The following is a 13103-nucleotide window of genomic DNA, read 5'->3' on the forward strand; positions in this document are numbered from 1 at the left end:
CGCCCGCGTTCTTTATCGCCTGCGGAATCGGTGTTTTCGTGCGCCAGTAATCGATCGTGAAAGACCCGGGGCCGACAGCGAGGGAAAGATCGAGGTGAAACCCGATATCGGCATAATTCCGTCAGGGAAAAACAGAAGGAATACATGCGTTCGGTGATCGTGCGCTAAAATTTCCTGGACAGGCCGGCGGTCGGGCTTATAATAAAGGCCACTACCGTACGATCAAAGTCGAATGGCCGCTGACAGGGCAAAACGGTACAATTCCGATTTACATTTACCATAATTGAAGGGAGGACCGGCCGGGAGACGCCATGATTAACGTCGAGAGAACGAAAATAAAATTCACGATTCTGGCCGTGGTCGGGCTGCTCGCATCGCTCGCCGGGGCGCTCATCAGCGCCGTGTTAATTCTGGAATACTTCGACGTATCCATAGGCCTCACCGACGCCATCTGCAGGACGGGAAGCGGCGTAAACGCCTGCCGCACCGTCGCGAAAAGTTCGCTTGCGGCCATTCGGGGGATTCCGCTTTTGGGTGACATACCCACCGCGCTTTTCGGGTTTGTGTACTATGGATATGCCGCATTTCTCTACGCTTCCATTATGCGGCCAAATACGCCAGACCGCGCGGACCCCCTGCGGCTTGTCGCGGCCCTCTCCATCCTGGCACTCTTCGCCGACCTGCTTCTTCTCTTTGTTTCGGTGTTTTTCATCAACGCCCTGTGTCCCCTCTGCACCGCAAGCTACGCGGCCACGGTGTTCATCCTCGCTGTCTCGCTCTTCGCACTGCGGCATTTCCGGCGGGGGAAGCCGCGGGAGAGTCTTGCCGGCGCTCTCCGATCGCTCTCATCCTTCGTCAGGACCCGCTTCATCCCTCACGGTCTGGTTGTTCTAACGCTCGTGGTCATGGGCACCGGGATCGGTATTCTGGCACGGGAGAGCCTCGCCGAATCCATGTCGCGCTTCGGCGGTGATGAGAGGGTATCCCGCCTCATCGCGCGGTACGAGGCCGTACTCGAATCCCGAATCGACCTCGAGGGCGCGCTCTTCGACGGCGCCCCCGGCTCGCCGGTACGTATCGTCGTCTTCAGCGATTTCAACTGTTCGAGCTGTGCCCGCATGAATAAAAGCCTCAAAAGGATAATGGAAGAAAGGCCGGGGGAACTCGTGGTGTACTACAAGAACTTTCCTCTCGGAGAGCAGTGCCGCGATGCGATGGACCACCGGAAGGAAGTCAGCTCATGCCTGGCCGCCCGCGCCGCCCTCTGTTCCGCCCGGCAGGGAAAATACGATGAGCTATCAGCCGCACTCTACCTCGACAGTGAGGCCGGCGTCGAACACGATATCATATCCCTTCGTCGCCATGCCATGCGCGAGGGGCTCGACATGAGCGCTTTCGAATCGTGCATGGGCTCCACGGAAGCATTTGATCGCGTAAGGGACGACCGTGCACAGGGAGAGCGACTGATGGTGGACGGCACCCCGACCCTTTTTGTCAATAATCGTATGCTCGATACCGCCGATCTCGATGCACGGACGCTGCGCGCTCTTATTGAATATATTACGACTCGATCGCAAGGGAGGTCGCAATGAGGCTTGAAATACTCAGCACCGGCTGTCTCAGGTGCATCAAGCTCGAGGAATTTACCCGCAAGGCGGCGTCGAAGCTTGGCATCGACGCGAAGATCACCAAGGTGCCGAGGAAGGCATGAAAGACATGCTCCTTAACAAACTCTCTTTCCTGGACCGCTATCTGACGCTCTGGATCTTCGCGGCAATGGCCGCCGGGATCGGCCTGGGGTATTTCATCCCTGAAACCGCCGGATTCTGGAACCGCTTTCAGGTCGGGACCACAAATATCCCGATCGCTGTCGGGCTAATCCTCATGATGTATCCTCCCCTCGCCAAGGTCAAATACGAGGAACTGGGGGACGTATTTAAAAACTATCGGGTGCTCCTTCTCTCGCTCGTACAGAACTGGCTCATCGGTCCGTTCCTCATGTTCTTTCTCGCGATAGCCTTCCTGTCCGGTTATCCCGAGTACATGGTTGGTCTTATTATAATCGGCCTGGCCCGCTGTATCGCCATGGTAATCGTCTGGAACGACCTGGCGCGGGGGGACACCGAGTACGCGGCGGGGCTTGTCGCCTTTAACAGCATATTCCAGGTGCTCTTTTTCAGCGTGTACGCATGGTTCTTTATCACCGTACTGCCGCCGTACTTCGGCCTGCAGGGAAGTATCGTGGACATCACCATCGGCCAGATCGCCGAGAGCGTATTCATCTATCTCGGCATTCCGTTCATCGCGGGAATCATCACGCGCTTCACTTTTTTGAAGATAAAGTCCAGGGACTGGTACGAGCGTAAATTCATACCGAAGATAAGCCCCGTCACGCTCATCGCGCTTCTCTTCACGATCGTGGTAATGTTCAGCCTGAAGGGCGAGTATATCGTCAAGATCCCGATGGACGTGGTGCGCATCACGATTCCGCTACTCATTTACTTCGTGGTGATGTTCATGGTCAGTTTTTTCATGAGCAAAAAGATAGGCGCCACGTACCCGATCGCCGCAACGCTCTCCTTCACCGCGGCCAGCAACAACTTCGAGCTCGCAATCGCGGTGGCGGTCGCCGTTTTCGGTATCCACTCCGGCGTCGCATTCGCCGCCGTCATCGGGCCGCTGGTCGAGGTGCCGGTGCTCATATCTCTGGTGAACGTGGCGCTGTTCTTCAAGCGGCGTTTCTTCGATGGCGTGTAATGAAAATTCGGGGGGATGATTACCAGGCATAATAAATCGTGAGAAAATGAAAACATGAAATCCGACAAACTGAAAATACTCTTCCTCTGCACCGGAAACTCATGCCGCAGCCAGATGGCCGAAGGCTGGGCGAAAAAGCTGAAGGCCGACCGCGTCGAAGCCTGGTCGGCGGGGACCGCGTCCAAGGGGCTGGATCCGCGGGCGGTCGCGGTGATGGCCGAGACGGGCGTCGATATCTCGGCTTACGCCTCTAAGAATGTCGACAGCGTCATGCACATCCCCTTCGATTACGTCGTGACCGTCTGCGGCCACGCGCGGGAAAACTGTCCGTTCTTCCCGGGAAAGGCGAAAATCGTCCACCGGGGATTCGAAGACCCGCCCCAGCTCGCGCTGGATGCCCCGAGCGAGGAGGAGGCGCTCGCCCATTACCGCCGGGTGCGCGACGATATCCGCGACTTCATCGCGACCCTCCCCGAATCGCTCGAAGGGGAAGGCGCCGGCGGACTTTTAATCAAAGACTGAAACAAGTGCATGAATACCGATGATTACGGGTGAATTCGCGATTTTATCATTTGCCGCTTTAGTAAAACCATAAGCGATATGACGGTCCACCCAAGGAGAAACCGGAGTATTCATTTTTTCATTTCGATAGAGATCAATTGAGAGGAACTGATATGTCCACATCGATAGAAGTTGCCGACGGAAATTTTACCACCGAAGCGCTCGGCGCCAACGGTACGGTGCTCGTCGATTTCTGGGCCCCGCACTGCGGCCTCTGCCGCATGCAGACCCCCGATACTCGAAGGAATCGCCAAAGAGCCAAACGGAGGCTCCCGGATTGTAAAGCTTAATACCGACGAGAACTTGGCCACCGCCCAACAGTTCGGGATCAACTCGATTCCCGCTCTCATCCTCTTCAGGGACGGAAAAGAGGTCGACAGGATGGCGGGTGTTCAGCCGGCGGAGCTGTTGACGCGCAAACTGCAGTAAGGCCTTTGCCGCCATGGAACATGACGCTTATACGGCCGGATTGCTGATCATGCCTTTTTTTACGCCCTGCCGGGCACGCCCCCTCTCTGTAAAAATACTATTGACAAACTTTTCATAAATCGCGTGAGTTATCCTTTGATCGACACGAAAAGCGCGTTACGCTTGATGATACACTGGACCGCCTCGGGACTGTACCCCCCAGGACGTATGATACACTACAGACCCGGATTCACATAAGCTGCGAGGACGCCATGGATTATTCAAAAACCGTCAATCTTCCGACCACCGATTTCCCGATGAGGGCGAACCTGCCCAGGCGCGAGCCCGAAATGCTCGCACAGTGGTCGAAGGAAAACATTTACTCCACATTGCTCGCCGCGCGCGAGGGTAAGCCCCTGTATATACTGCACGACGGCCCTCCATACGCCAACGGCAACATTCACCTGGGCCACGCGCTCAACAAGATACTCAAAGACATTATCGTAAAACACAAGACCATGATGGGTTTCAAGTCCCCCTACGTGCCCGGCTGGGACTGCCACGGGCTTCCAATCGAGCTGCAGGTGACGCGAGAGCTCGGCGAGAAGGCCGCCATAATGCCCAAGCACGATATCCGCAAGAGATGCCGCGAGTATGCGGCCAAATACGTTAAAATCCAGATGGAAGAATTCAAGCGGCTCGGCGTGTTCGGCGACTATGAGCACCCGTACCTTACCATGTCGGCGGAATACGAAGCGAAGATACTCGAAATATTCGGCGACCTCTTTGAAGGAGGGTTCATCACGCGGGGCAAGAAGCCAATCTACTGGTGTCCCACCTGCGTTACGGCACTCGCCGAGGCCGAGGTCGAATATCACGACCACTCCTCCCCTTCCATCTTCGTGAAATTCCCGGTCGATCCATCGTCGGTCGACATCCCCGGAATCGACAGAGACAACCTCTCCGTCTTGATCTGGACCACCACGCCCTGGACGCTTCCGGCGAACCTCGGCGTCTGTTTTCATCCCGACTTCCCCTACTCGGCCTGCCGCTCGGGTGACGAGTATTACATCGTGGCCGACGGCCTTATCGAATCGCTGGAGCATATTGCCGGCATCGAAAAGGGAGACGCCGTCCCCGTAACGAAGGACCAGATTAAAAAACTGAAAGTGCTTCATCCCTTCATCGACCGCGAATCGAAGGTGCTCTTTGCCGGGTTCGTGACGCTCGACCAGGGTACGGGAATCGTGCACATCGCCCCCGGTCACGGGATGGATGACTACGTGCTCGGCATGGAAAGCGGGCTCGACGTCTACTGCCCGGTCGACGACGAGGGGAAATTCACCGCGGAATTCCCCGAGATGCAGGGCATCAACGTGTTCGACGCGAACCCGAAGGTGATCGAGCTTCTTGAGAAAAAAGGCGTATTCATTCATACCTCGGAAATAGAGCACTCATACCCGCACTGCTGGCGATGCAAACAGCCGCTCATCTTCCGCGCCGCCGAGCAGTGGTTCTTTATGGTGGACCATCGGGAGCTCAGGAAGACGGCCCTCAAGGCCACCGGCGACACGAACTGGATCCCGTCCTGGGGCGAATCGCGCTTCCGGGGCATGATCGAAAGCCGTCCCGACTGGTGTCTCTCCCGCCAGCGTTCCTGGGGCGTTCCCATCCCCTCGTTCCATTGTAAAAAGTGCCACGCCAATCTCATGAACGCTGAGAGCATTCATCATTTCTCGAAGCTTTCTCTCGAAAAGAACATCGACTCGTGGTACACGCACGACATAAAGGAACTGGTGCCGTCGGGGACGAAGTGCGGCTGCGGCAGCGATGAATTCGAGAAGGAATACGACATCCTCGACGTGTGGTTCGATTCCGGCGTTTCGCATTACGCCGTGCTTGATTCATGGAAGGACCATCGCTGGCCGTCCGATCTGTACCTGGAGGGGAGCGACCAGCACCGCGGGTGGTTCCAGTCCTCAATGTGGCCCGCAATCGCTCTGCGCGGGCGCGCGCCCTACGATACGGTGCTCACCCACGGCTTCCTTCTCGACGAGGAGGGGAAGGCCATGAGCAAGTCCATGGGGAACGTCATCCCCCCGTCGCAGCTCATCGAAAAGTTCGGAGCCGACATCATTCGCCTGTGGGTATCCTCCGAGGACTATCGCAACGACCTGCGCATAGGCCTCGACATGATGAATCAGATCGCCGACTCCTATCGCAAGATCCGTAACACCTTCAAGTTCATCATCGGGAACCTCTCTGACTTCTCACCGGAGCGGGCGCTCCCGTACGCCAATCTTCTCGACATCGACAAATGGATACTGCACGAGCTGTACGAGCTTTCCCGACAGGTTATCGAGCATTACGAAAAGTTCGAATTTCACCTGGTCTACCGAAAGATCCTCAACTTCTGCGCGGTGGAGCTTTCGTCCCTCTATTTCGACATTTCAAAGGACATACTCTACGTCGAGGCCAGGGACTCGGTCCGTCGGCGGTCCAACCAGACCTCTCTTCACGAGATCAGGGAGGCCCTCACACGCCTGGCGGCCCCGGTGCTTTCCTTTACCGCCGAGGAGGTATGGCGTTTTTCCGGCAGGACCGATTCGGTCCATGCGAAGGAATACTACCGGCTCGATGAGGCCTTTCGTAATCCTGTGGTGGCGGCGAAGATGGATTCGCTCATCGACATCAAGAAAGACGTTTTGAAATCGCTCGAGACGAAGCGGAAAGAGAAAACAATCGGCACCTCGCTCGAGGCCGATATCGAAATCTTCGTCGCCAACGAAAAAACTCGGCAGATGATCACAGTGATGGGCGACGAGGCGCGGCGGTTCTTCCAGGTGGCGGAGGTGGCTGTCAGCGCCGGAAAAAAGGCCGGCATGGAGGATTTCGACAATTCATCCATTCTGGTCGCCAAAAGCGCCGGGCGCAAGTGCGTGCGCTGCTGGAATTACTCGCTTAAACCGGGCACCGATCCGGCACATCCGGAACTCTGCCCGCGATGCACGGAGATAGTGCAAAACATCAAGTGATCGTGCCGAAACCACAAACGGGGATATCGATGAAAAAACATGTCATTGCAGGGATACTGTTCGCGTTTTCGCTCGCGCTCGACATCATTACCAAGGAGCTCGCGGTGGCCCATATCGGGCTTCATGAACGAATCGACGTCTTCGGGAGCTTCGTGCAGCTTACCCTCCTCTACAACCGCGGGGGGCTTTTCGGCATTTTACAGGGGTACCAGACATTTTTTCTTATCGCCTCCATCCTGGTGCTTACGATGCTCGTGGTGTACTACGTCCTTGAAAAACAAAAGACGCCGCTCTTCTGCGGCTCAATGGCCCTGGTGATGTCGGGCGCGGTGGGGAACATCCTCGACCGTCTGCTGGGAAAGCCGGGAGTCGTCGACTTCATCTATATCGGGGACGACGCGGTATTCAGATGGCCGGCGTTCAACGTTGCCGACGCCGCAATCGTCATCGGTGCCTTACTCCTGCTCGGCTATTATTACCTTGAGGAGAAACGGCGAAAGGCCGGGGAATCGTCCGGCTAATAAGTATCGACCACCTCGAGCTCGGCCTCCCCGAGCACGGCCGATTCCTTTCCGGTCACCGTCACCCGATACTTCCCCTCGTTGAAAAACGACAGGTTTGTCGCCGTCGATCGCCTTTCCGGATCGACGCTGACCGTGAACGAATCCACCAGTCGGTCCTTCGTCTGCGAACGTTCGTGAATTTTGACCCCCAGCGTGTTCACGTCGAAGCGCTGTTTCAAACTCACGAGCATCGTGACCTCGCCCGTGGTGAAGCGCCCTCCGCATGCCGAGCCCTCCCCCTCGGGAGTCACCCCCTCGCAGAAGGATATCGTTTGCGCCGGTTTACACGAAACGAGTAAAAACATCGCAAGGCATACGGCCAGTGTGTTCTTCATCGAATCCTCGTTGCACATTTCTTGCCGGTCTTCCGCTACAGGAGCGAACCCTGCATATCTTCATCGTCGTGAATCTCACCGGTGTCCGGCTTTACCCGCACGGCCCTTTTACCGACCGTCCCGTCTTCGCCCTTCTGGAGTATCTCGACCCTCCGCCCGGCCTCGTCGAGCTTCTCGCGGCAATACCGGGCGAGCCTCGAGCCCCGCTCGAACTCCGCTATAGATTCCTCCAGTCCGAGGCTTCCATCCTCGAGGCGCTCCGCTATGTTCTCAAGCTCTTCGAGCGCCTTTTCAAAGCTAGGCTTTCCCTTTGCCGGCGTCTTCTTTTCCACCGCGCACCTCGCGTTGTATTGTATTCACCACACACCCCATCGAGCCGTCTGCCACCGCAACGCCGATCGTCTCGCCGGGGTTCACCGCCGTTACGCTTTTAATGATTCGTCCCCGCGCGTCTGTTGCAAGGGAATAACCCCGCCTGAGCACCCCGCGCGGCGAAAGCTTTTCCACCGCTCCCCACGCCACGTCGAGGCGGGAGCGCCACCCCCGTGCCTCCGATCTCCACAGGCGGTAGAGGTCCGGAAGCGCGAGCAGGCGCTGCCGACCGGCGGCGACACTGTCTTTCAGCGCGGAGGCCATCTTCTGCTCCAGGTCGAGGAGCGGCAATTCGCGCATGGTGACGATCTCGAGCGGATTGCGAAAACAGCGGAGGGCGGCGATGCCCGAAAGCCTGCTTGCCAGATACCCCATCCTGGAGGTGAGCGCCGTCTGAGCCCTGATGGCCAGATAGTCGATCTCCTCCGCGAGCTCGCTCTTCACCGGCACGGCGATCTCCGCCGCGGCCGAGGGCGTGGGAGCCGCGTAATCGGCGGCATCGTCCGAGAGAGGGTGGTCGATCTGGTGGCCGACCGCCGAGATGACCGGCACGCGCGAGGCGAGGATCGCCCGAACAACCGGTTCCTCGTTGAACGGCAGCAGGTCCTCGAACGAGCCTCCGCCCCTGCCGCAGATGATGACGTCGATCGAGTGGACAGGCCGGTTGAGCTCTTCGATGCCCCGCACAATGGACGCCGCTGCGTCCGCACCCTGGACCTTCGCGGGGGCGAGCACGATTTCAATATTGGGGAAGCGCCGCATGGCCACCTTGACGATGTCCCTTATCGCCGCACCCGTCGGCGACGTGACAACGCCGAGGCGCCGGGGAAGAAACGGTTTCATTTTTTTCCGCGCCGGATCGAGCGCCCCTTCTTCCAGAAGCTTTTTCTTGAGTTGCTCGATGCGCTTGAGGAGCTCGCCGATTCCCTCAAGGCGCACCTGCGCGACGATGAACTGGTAGCTGCCGCGCTTCTCGTACACCGTGAACGAACCCATGGCGAGCACGCTCATCCCCTCCTCCAGTCTGAACGAGAGGCTTTTATTCGCGTATTTGAAAAACGCCGACGAGAGTACCGCTGACTCGTCCTTCAGGGTGAAATAGATGTGCCCCGATGAATGATGGGTGACGTTCGAGAGCTCCCCTTTCACCCACACGCTCGTGAACTCGGGATTGCCCTCGATGCTCTTTTTAAGAAGCCGGGTTATCTCGGAAACGCTGTAGGTATGGTCTTCCATGGGTTATGCCGGTCCACTGGAGCTTAATTTTAATCAAAGGTATTTGTTAAAAAAGTCCTTAACCGATCCCTCCGCCCGCTTTCTGTCCATCTGCCAGCATTCGACGTGGGGGCCGCCCTTTACCGTCCACATCCGTTTCGGATACCCGGCCGCGGCGAAGAGGCGCTCGCCGTGCTTGTAGTACACCATGGTGTCGGCGTCGCCATGGATGATGTAAACCGGCCGCGGCGCGATCGACCCTATGACGTCCTCCGCATTCATCGCTTCCGTGTCGAGCCGACCGCGCACACCGTACAGCCACATGACAAATGGAAGGAGCGGCATTCGCGGCAGGCCGAAATCGCGCGCCGCGCCCTCGGCGATCACGTCGGTGGCGTTCGCGAAACCTCCCTCGAATATCCCGGCCCTGATGCGTTTGTCTTCCGACATGGCGATGATGCCCGTGGCGGCGCCCTGCGACCATCCCATCAGGCCGATGCTTTTCATCCCCTTTTCCCTCTCCAGAAAGTCCACCGCGGCGATTATGTCCTTCTTTTCGTGGTATCCCATCGAGTTGAACGACCTGGCGCTCTCCCCGCAATTCCTGAAGTCAAAAGTGAGCACCGCGTAGCCCTCGTCGTGCAGCGGCCGCGCGAAACGCATACCCTCGTTACGGTTCGCCCCGCGGCCATGCGCGAACACGACCGCTTTGGCCGATTTTCCGGCCGGCATGTACCATCCGCGGATCATGAGACCATCGGAGCTTTGAAATTCAATTTGCTCGAAAGGTATCCCCAGCTCCATCGGGTCCCCGCAATACACGAAATGTTCTTTCGTGCATTCGAACGGACCCGGATGCATGAGCACCGAGCTGAAATACCACACGGCACCGATAAAGACCGCCACAACGAGCACCAACAGCACCAGTCCGATTTTCAATGCTCGATTCAACCCTTTCATCGCCATCACCCCCATTGGAGAACCACCGGCTGTACGCCGCCGGTCTATTTTGTTATCATTTCGACCTTAGTTCCCAGGTCAACCGGCCCCTCGTACTTCGGAGGTCCCGTTGGAATATCCCTGTCTTCATCAATAGGAATCGTCTCGGAGCGCTGCAGTTTCTTCGTTCGCATTGACACCGTATCGACACCCTCGCCCGGGATGACCGGCCTGTTCATCTCCGGCCCACCATTCGCGGGCTCCCTGGTGCACGGCCCGCAGGTCCTTATAAGCAGGAGTACCAGCGCGACAGCGAGAGCCACGGCGGCGGCGAGCATCACCCGTCTTCGACCGGAGATACCTTTGTATATTTTCGCCTGCGGAACGCCCTGAAGCGCGCCGCGCAATCGATTGGGATGTCCATCACTTTTTCGCATGGTCAGGCGACAAGGCGGTCACAGGATAAACCGGAGGCCCGGTGTTCCGCGCGCAATCCGCCGGAATATGATCCATGGAAGGCGGCACGAAGTCAAGACAAAGAAAAGGCGGGCACGCGTCCCGCCTTTAATTATGGGAAATCCGTGACTTGCGGCGCGTCGATTACTCCGCATACATGACGTCGATGACTTCCCTGTAGCGCTGGTCGGTGATCGCCGCCAGATGGCCGCACTGCCGCAATTAATGCAAAATAATAGAGCCATTAAAGAATATATGTCTGTCCGAATCATAACAATGGATTCCCCCGTATTTCAGGATAATAATCATGAAATATTACGCTGTCCTTGTTTTTCGATTGTATGATTTTTCTCCGCGTCATATCAGAAGACACACGGGGTGCTTGCGGAGTAAACCATGGCTGGAACAGTGCTACATTTCTTTATGTTTACGGATCATGACAGAATATAAACGAATCTTCCTGCGCCCCGGAAAAGAGAAGCCGGTCGTTCAGCGCCATCCCTGGGTTTTTTCCGGCGCCGTCGCCCGCCTGGACGATGAAACGACCGACGGCGACATTGTGTCGGTGCGCGACAGCTCGGGCTCTCATCTCGGATATGGCTACTTCAACGGCCGCTCTCAGATAGCCGTTCGCATGCTCTCCTTCGGTGAACGCGCCGTTGATAGAGGCCTGATAAGGGAGCGCTTGCTCTCCGCGTTCGAAAAGAGAAAATGCTCCGGCGTCACCGCACAAACTACCGCCTTTCGCGCGGTGTTTTCCGAGGGCGATTTTCTCCCGGGCCTGATCGCGGACAGCTATGACGGGCACCTGGTTATTCAGATTCTCACGCTCGGTATCGAGCGCATGCGCGACACCATCATAGACCTGCTTCAAGAGGTCTTCGCTCCCCATAGCATCTACGAGCGGAGCGACCACGCAGGTCGTTCCATCGAAGGCCTGCCCGGGAATACCGGCCAGATACGCGGGACCACCCCTGGGGAAATCGTCATTGTTGAAAACGGCCTGCGCTTTATCGTCGACGTACGCCGGGGACAGAAAACCGGCTTTTTTATCGATCAGCGCGAGAATCGTTCCCTTGTCGCGGGGATCTCGCGGGGCCGCTCGGTCCTCAATCTGTTTTCCTACACCGGCGGCTTCAGCGTGGCGGCCCTCGCTGGCGGTGCGATCGAGGCCGTTTCAGTGGATGTATCCGAACCGGCTCTCCGCATGGCCGAGCGCAACGCCGGGCTGAACGCACTGGAAGAAAGGGCACGCGTCGTTACCGCCGACGCATTCGAATATCTGCGACGGAATGACATTGCGAGCGACCTCATAATCATCGATCCGCCGGCGTTCGCTAAAAACAGGGAGTCCGTCGCCGCGGCCTGTCGGGGCTACAAGGATCTTAACCTGCAGGCCATTAAAAAATGCAGCCCCGGGGCCCTCATCCTTACCTGTTCCTGCTCGCGCTTTATCGGCATGGACCTCTTTCAAAAAGTCGTGTTCGGCGCGGCGGCCGACACCGGAAGGGAGGTGTCCATTTTACACACGGGTCATCATCCCCCCGACCATCCCGTCAGCCTTTTCTGCCCTGAAACGGCATATCTCAAATCGCTGCTGCTCTGCGTGGACTGAAAAAGGAGCACGGACCGTCGGTGTGTCCGGAGAAAAGCTCTTGACTTCGGCGTTTTTAACCGCATTCTATCGAAGATCGCCGGCGGCGGAGTCATTATGCATCTCATCCTTGCGATAGATGACGACAAACATACGCTCAAGCTCCTCGAAACCCAGATAAAGAAAATGGGTCACAGTGTTGTGATGGCAGCGTCCGGACGCGAGGGGATCGAACTGGCGCGCACCGGAAACCCGGACCTCATCCTCCTCGACATCATAATGCCCCATATGGACGGATTCGAGGTCGTGAAACAGATGAAAAGAGACGAGATCACGCGCAGCATCCCGATCATAATGCTCACCTCAAAATCACGGAAGGAAGACGTCGTTACCGCCATGCGCCAGGGCGCCGCGGATTATATCATCAAACCCCAAACCTACTCAATGCTCACCCAGAAAATCGACGCCGCGCTTCGTATCGGTCGGATCCAGAAGCTCGAGGAGGCCGCCGAGCGCACCGAGCACCTCAATCTCTCCCGCGGCAACGGGACCACGCTGATTTCATTTAAAACGGGAATCAACGACAGGGAGGTGCTCGCCGAGGCCCGTAAGATATTCAATACCGTATTCCTCAAACTCGCCCGGAACGATAACATCGTATTCGACCTGCGCTCCCTTGGTGCCGTCAGTGCGGAGGACGCGTCGGTCCTTTCGGTAATCGCGGGCCTCTTCTCGGACAAGGAGGTCAACATCGTGGCGGGGCGGCATTACGGTACGCTCGTATCCCTGGTCGATTTTGAGGAGCGGGTGCGTCTGCATATATCTTTCGGAGACCTGGAGGTCTATCTCAATAACCAGCGGCGTTGAG

15 protein-coding genes are annotated in these 13103 nt (G+C 57.4%); 10 read left to right on the plus strand and 5 right to left on the minus strand.

Translation table 11 applies throughout. The features are described 5' to 3' along the window. Positions 1 to 311: 311 nt before the first annotated feature. From VLM75_05355 to lspA, 8 genes are all read left to right on the plus strand, one after another. Complete coding sequence (locus VLM75_05355; protein HSV96347.1) at positions 312 to 1592, plus strand: vitamin K epoxide reductase family protein; 1281 nt, start codon at positions 312 to 314, stop codon at positions 1590 to 1592. Then, entirely contained in the window at positions 1589 to 1711 is a 123-nt protein-coding gene (locus VLM75_05360) for a thioredoxin family protein (GenBank protein HSV96348.1), read from the plus strand. The genes VLM75_05355 and VLM75_05360 overlap by 4 nt, the downstream gene beginning before the upstream one ends. Next, positions 1708 to 2757, plus strand: a complete 1050-nt coding sequence (gene arsB, locus VLM75_05365; GenBank protein HSV96349.1) for an ACR3 family arsenite efflux transporter — start codon at positions 1708 to 1710, stop codon at positions 2755 to 2757. Before VLM75_05360 ends, arsB begins: the two co-directional genes overlap by 4 nt. 54 nt (positions 2758 to 2811) lie before the next feature. Further along, the gene (locus VLM75_05370; GenBank protein ID HSV96350.1) at positions 2812 to 3279 is read left to right on the plus strand and encodes an arsenate reductase ArsC; all 468 of its coding nucleotides are present in this window, start codon (positions 2812 to 2814) and stop codon (positions 3277 to 3279) included. Positions 3280 to 3431: 152 nt separating this feature from the next. Continuing rightward, positions 3432 to 3608, plus strand: a complete 177-nt coding sequence (locus VLM75_05375) for a thioredoxin domain-containing protein (protein HSV96351.1) — start codon at positions 3432 to 3434, stop codon at positions 3606 to 3608. Continuing rightward, entirely contained in the window at positions 3595 to 3747 is a 153-nt protein-coding gene (locus tag VLM75_05380; GenBank protein HSV96352.1) for a thioredoxin domain-containing protein, read from the plus strand. The genes VLM75_05375 and VLM75_05380 overlap by 14 nt, the downstream gene beginning before the upstream one ends. Positions 3748 to 3998: 251 nt before the next feature. Beyond that, a complete protein-coding gene (gene ileS / locus VLM75_05385) occupies positions 3999 to 6761 on the plus strand; it encodes an isoleucine--tRNA ligase (GenBank protein HSV96353.1) in 2763 nt (920 codons plus the stop codon). 29 nt (positions 6762 to 6790) lie between these two features. Beyond that, a complete protein-coding gene (lspA, locus tag VLM75_05390; GenBank protein HSV96354.1) occupies positions 6791 to 7282 on the plus strand; it encodes a signal peptidase II in 492 nt (163 codons plus the stop codon). Here lspA and VLM75_05395 read toward each other — a convergent pair. Genes VLM75_05395 through VLM75_05415 form a run of 5 tightly spaced genes read right to left on the minus strand, consistent with a single transcriptional unit; the run spans position 7279 to position 10622 of the window. After that, positions 7279 to 7659, minus strand: a complete 381-nt coding sequence (locus VLM75_05395) for a hypothetical protein (protein ID HSV96355.1) — start codon at positions 7657 to 7659, stop codon at positions 7279 to 7281. The two genes, lspA and VLM75_05395, sit on opposite strands and share 4 nt — an antisense overlap. Before the next feature lie 35 nt (positions 7660 to 7694). Continuing rightward, positions 7695 to 7991, minus strand: coding sequence for an exodeoxyribonuclease VII small subunit (xseB, locus tag VLM75_05400; GenBank protein HSV96356.1), 297 nt, complete (start codon positions 7989 to 7991; stop codon positions 7695 to 7697). Then, positions 7957 to 9267, minus strand: a complete 1311-nt coding sequence (gene xseA, locus VLM75_05405; GenBank protein ID HSV96357.1) for an exodeoxyribonuclease VII large subunit — start codon at positions 9265 to 9267, stop codon at positions 7957 to 7959. Before xseA ends, xseB begins: the two co-directional genes overlap by 35 nt. A 33-nt stretch (positions 9268 to 9300) precedes the next feature. After that, positions 9301 to 10221: an alpha/beta fold hydrolase gene (locus VLM75_05410; GenBank protein ID HSV96358.1), complete on the minus strand. Its 921-nt coding sequence runs from the start codon at positions 10219 to 10221 to the stop codon at positions 9301 to 9303. 29 nt (positions 10222 to 10250) lie between these two features. Then, positions 10251 to 10622, minus strand: coding sequence for a hypothetical protein (locus VLM75_05415; protein HSV96359.1), 372 nt, complete (start codon positions 10620 to 10622; stop codon positions 10251 to 10253). A gap of 455 nt (positions 10623 to 11077) precedes the next feature. Between VLM75_05415 and VLM75_05420 the strand changes: the two genes are divergently transcribed. After that, positions 11078 to 12256, plus strand: coding sequence for a class I SAM-dependent rRNA methyltransferase (locus VLM75_05420; protein ID HSV96360.1), 1179 nt, complete (start codon positions 11078 to 11080; stop codon positions 12254 to 12256). Between the two features lie 96 nt (positions 12257 to 12352). After that, a complete protein-coding gene (locus tag VLM75_05425) occupies positions 12353 to 13102 on the plus strand; it encodes a response regulator (protein HSV96361.1) in 750 nt (249 codons plus the stop codon). The last annotated feature ends 1 nt before the right edge of the window (position 13103 follow it).

This window comes from Spirochaetota bacterium (genome assembly GCA_035477215.1).
Classification (GTDB): domain Bacteria; phylum Spirochaetota; class UBA4802; order UBA4802; family UBA5368; genus MVZN01.

What these genes read in the sequence shown, in the direction of transcription:
- ileS (HSV96353.1), top strand. Translation starts at nt 3,999, where the DNA reads ATGGATTATTCAAAAACCGTCAATCTTCCGACCACCGATTTCCCGATG.
- xseA (HSV96357.1), bottom strand. Translation starts at nt 9,267, where the DNA reads ATGGAAGACCATACCTACAGCGTTTCCGAGATAACCCGGCTTCTTAAA.
- VLM75_05375 (HSV96351.1), top strand. Translation starts at nt 3,432, where the DNA reads ATGTCCACATCGATAGAAGTTGCCGACGGAAATTTTACCACCGAAGCG.
- VLM75_05355 (HSV96347.1), top strand. Translation starts at nt 312, where the DNA reads ATGATTAACGTCGAGAGAACGAAAATAAAATTCACGATTCTGGCCGTG.
- arsB (HSV96349.1), top strand. Translation starts at nt 1,708, where the DNA reads ATGAAAGACATGCTCCTTAACAAACTCTCTTTCCTGGACCGCTATCTG.
- lspA (HSV96354.1), top strand. Translation starts at nt 6,791, where the DNA reads ATGAAAAAACATGTCATTGCAGGGATACTGTTCGCGTTTTCGCTCGCG.
- VLM75_05395 (HSV96355.1), bottom strand. Translation starts at nt 7,659, where the DNA reads ATGAAGAACACACTGGCCGTATGCCTTGCGATGTTTTTACTCGTTTCG.
- VLM75_05410 (HSV96358.1), bottom strand. Translation starts at nt 10,221, where the DNA reads ATGGGGGTGATGGCGATGAAAGGGTTGAATCGAGCATTGAAAATCGGA.
- VLM75_05360 (HSV96348.1), top strand. Translation starts at nt 1,589, where the DNA reads ATGAGGCTTGAAATACTCAGCACCGGCTGTCTCAGGTGCATCAAGCTC.
- VLM75_05370 (HSV96350.1), top strand. Translation starts at nt 2,812, where the DNA reads ATGAAATCCGACAAACTGAAAATACTCTTCCTCTGCACCGGAAACTCA.
- VLM75_05425 (HSV96361.1), top strand. Translation starts at nt 12,353, where the DNA reads ATGCATCTCATCCTTGCGATAGATGACGACAAACATACGCTCAAGCTC.
- VLM75_05415 (HSV96359.1), bottom strand. Translation starts at nt 10,622, where the DNA reads ATGCGAAAAAGTGATGGACATCCCAATCGATTGCGCGGCGCGCTTCAG.
- VLM75_05420 (HSV96360.1), top strand. Translation starts at nt 11,078, where the DNA reads ATGACAGAATATAAACGAATCTTCCTGCGCCCCGGAAAAGAGAAGCCG.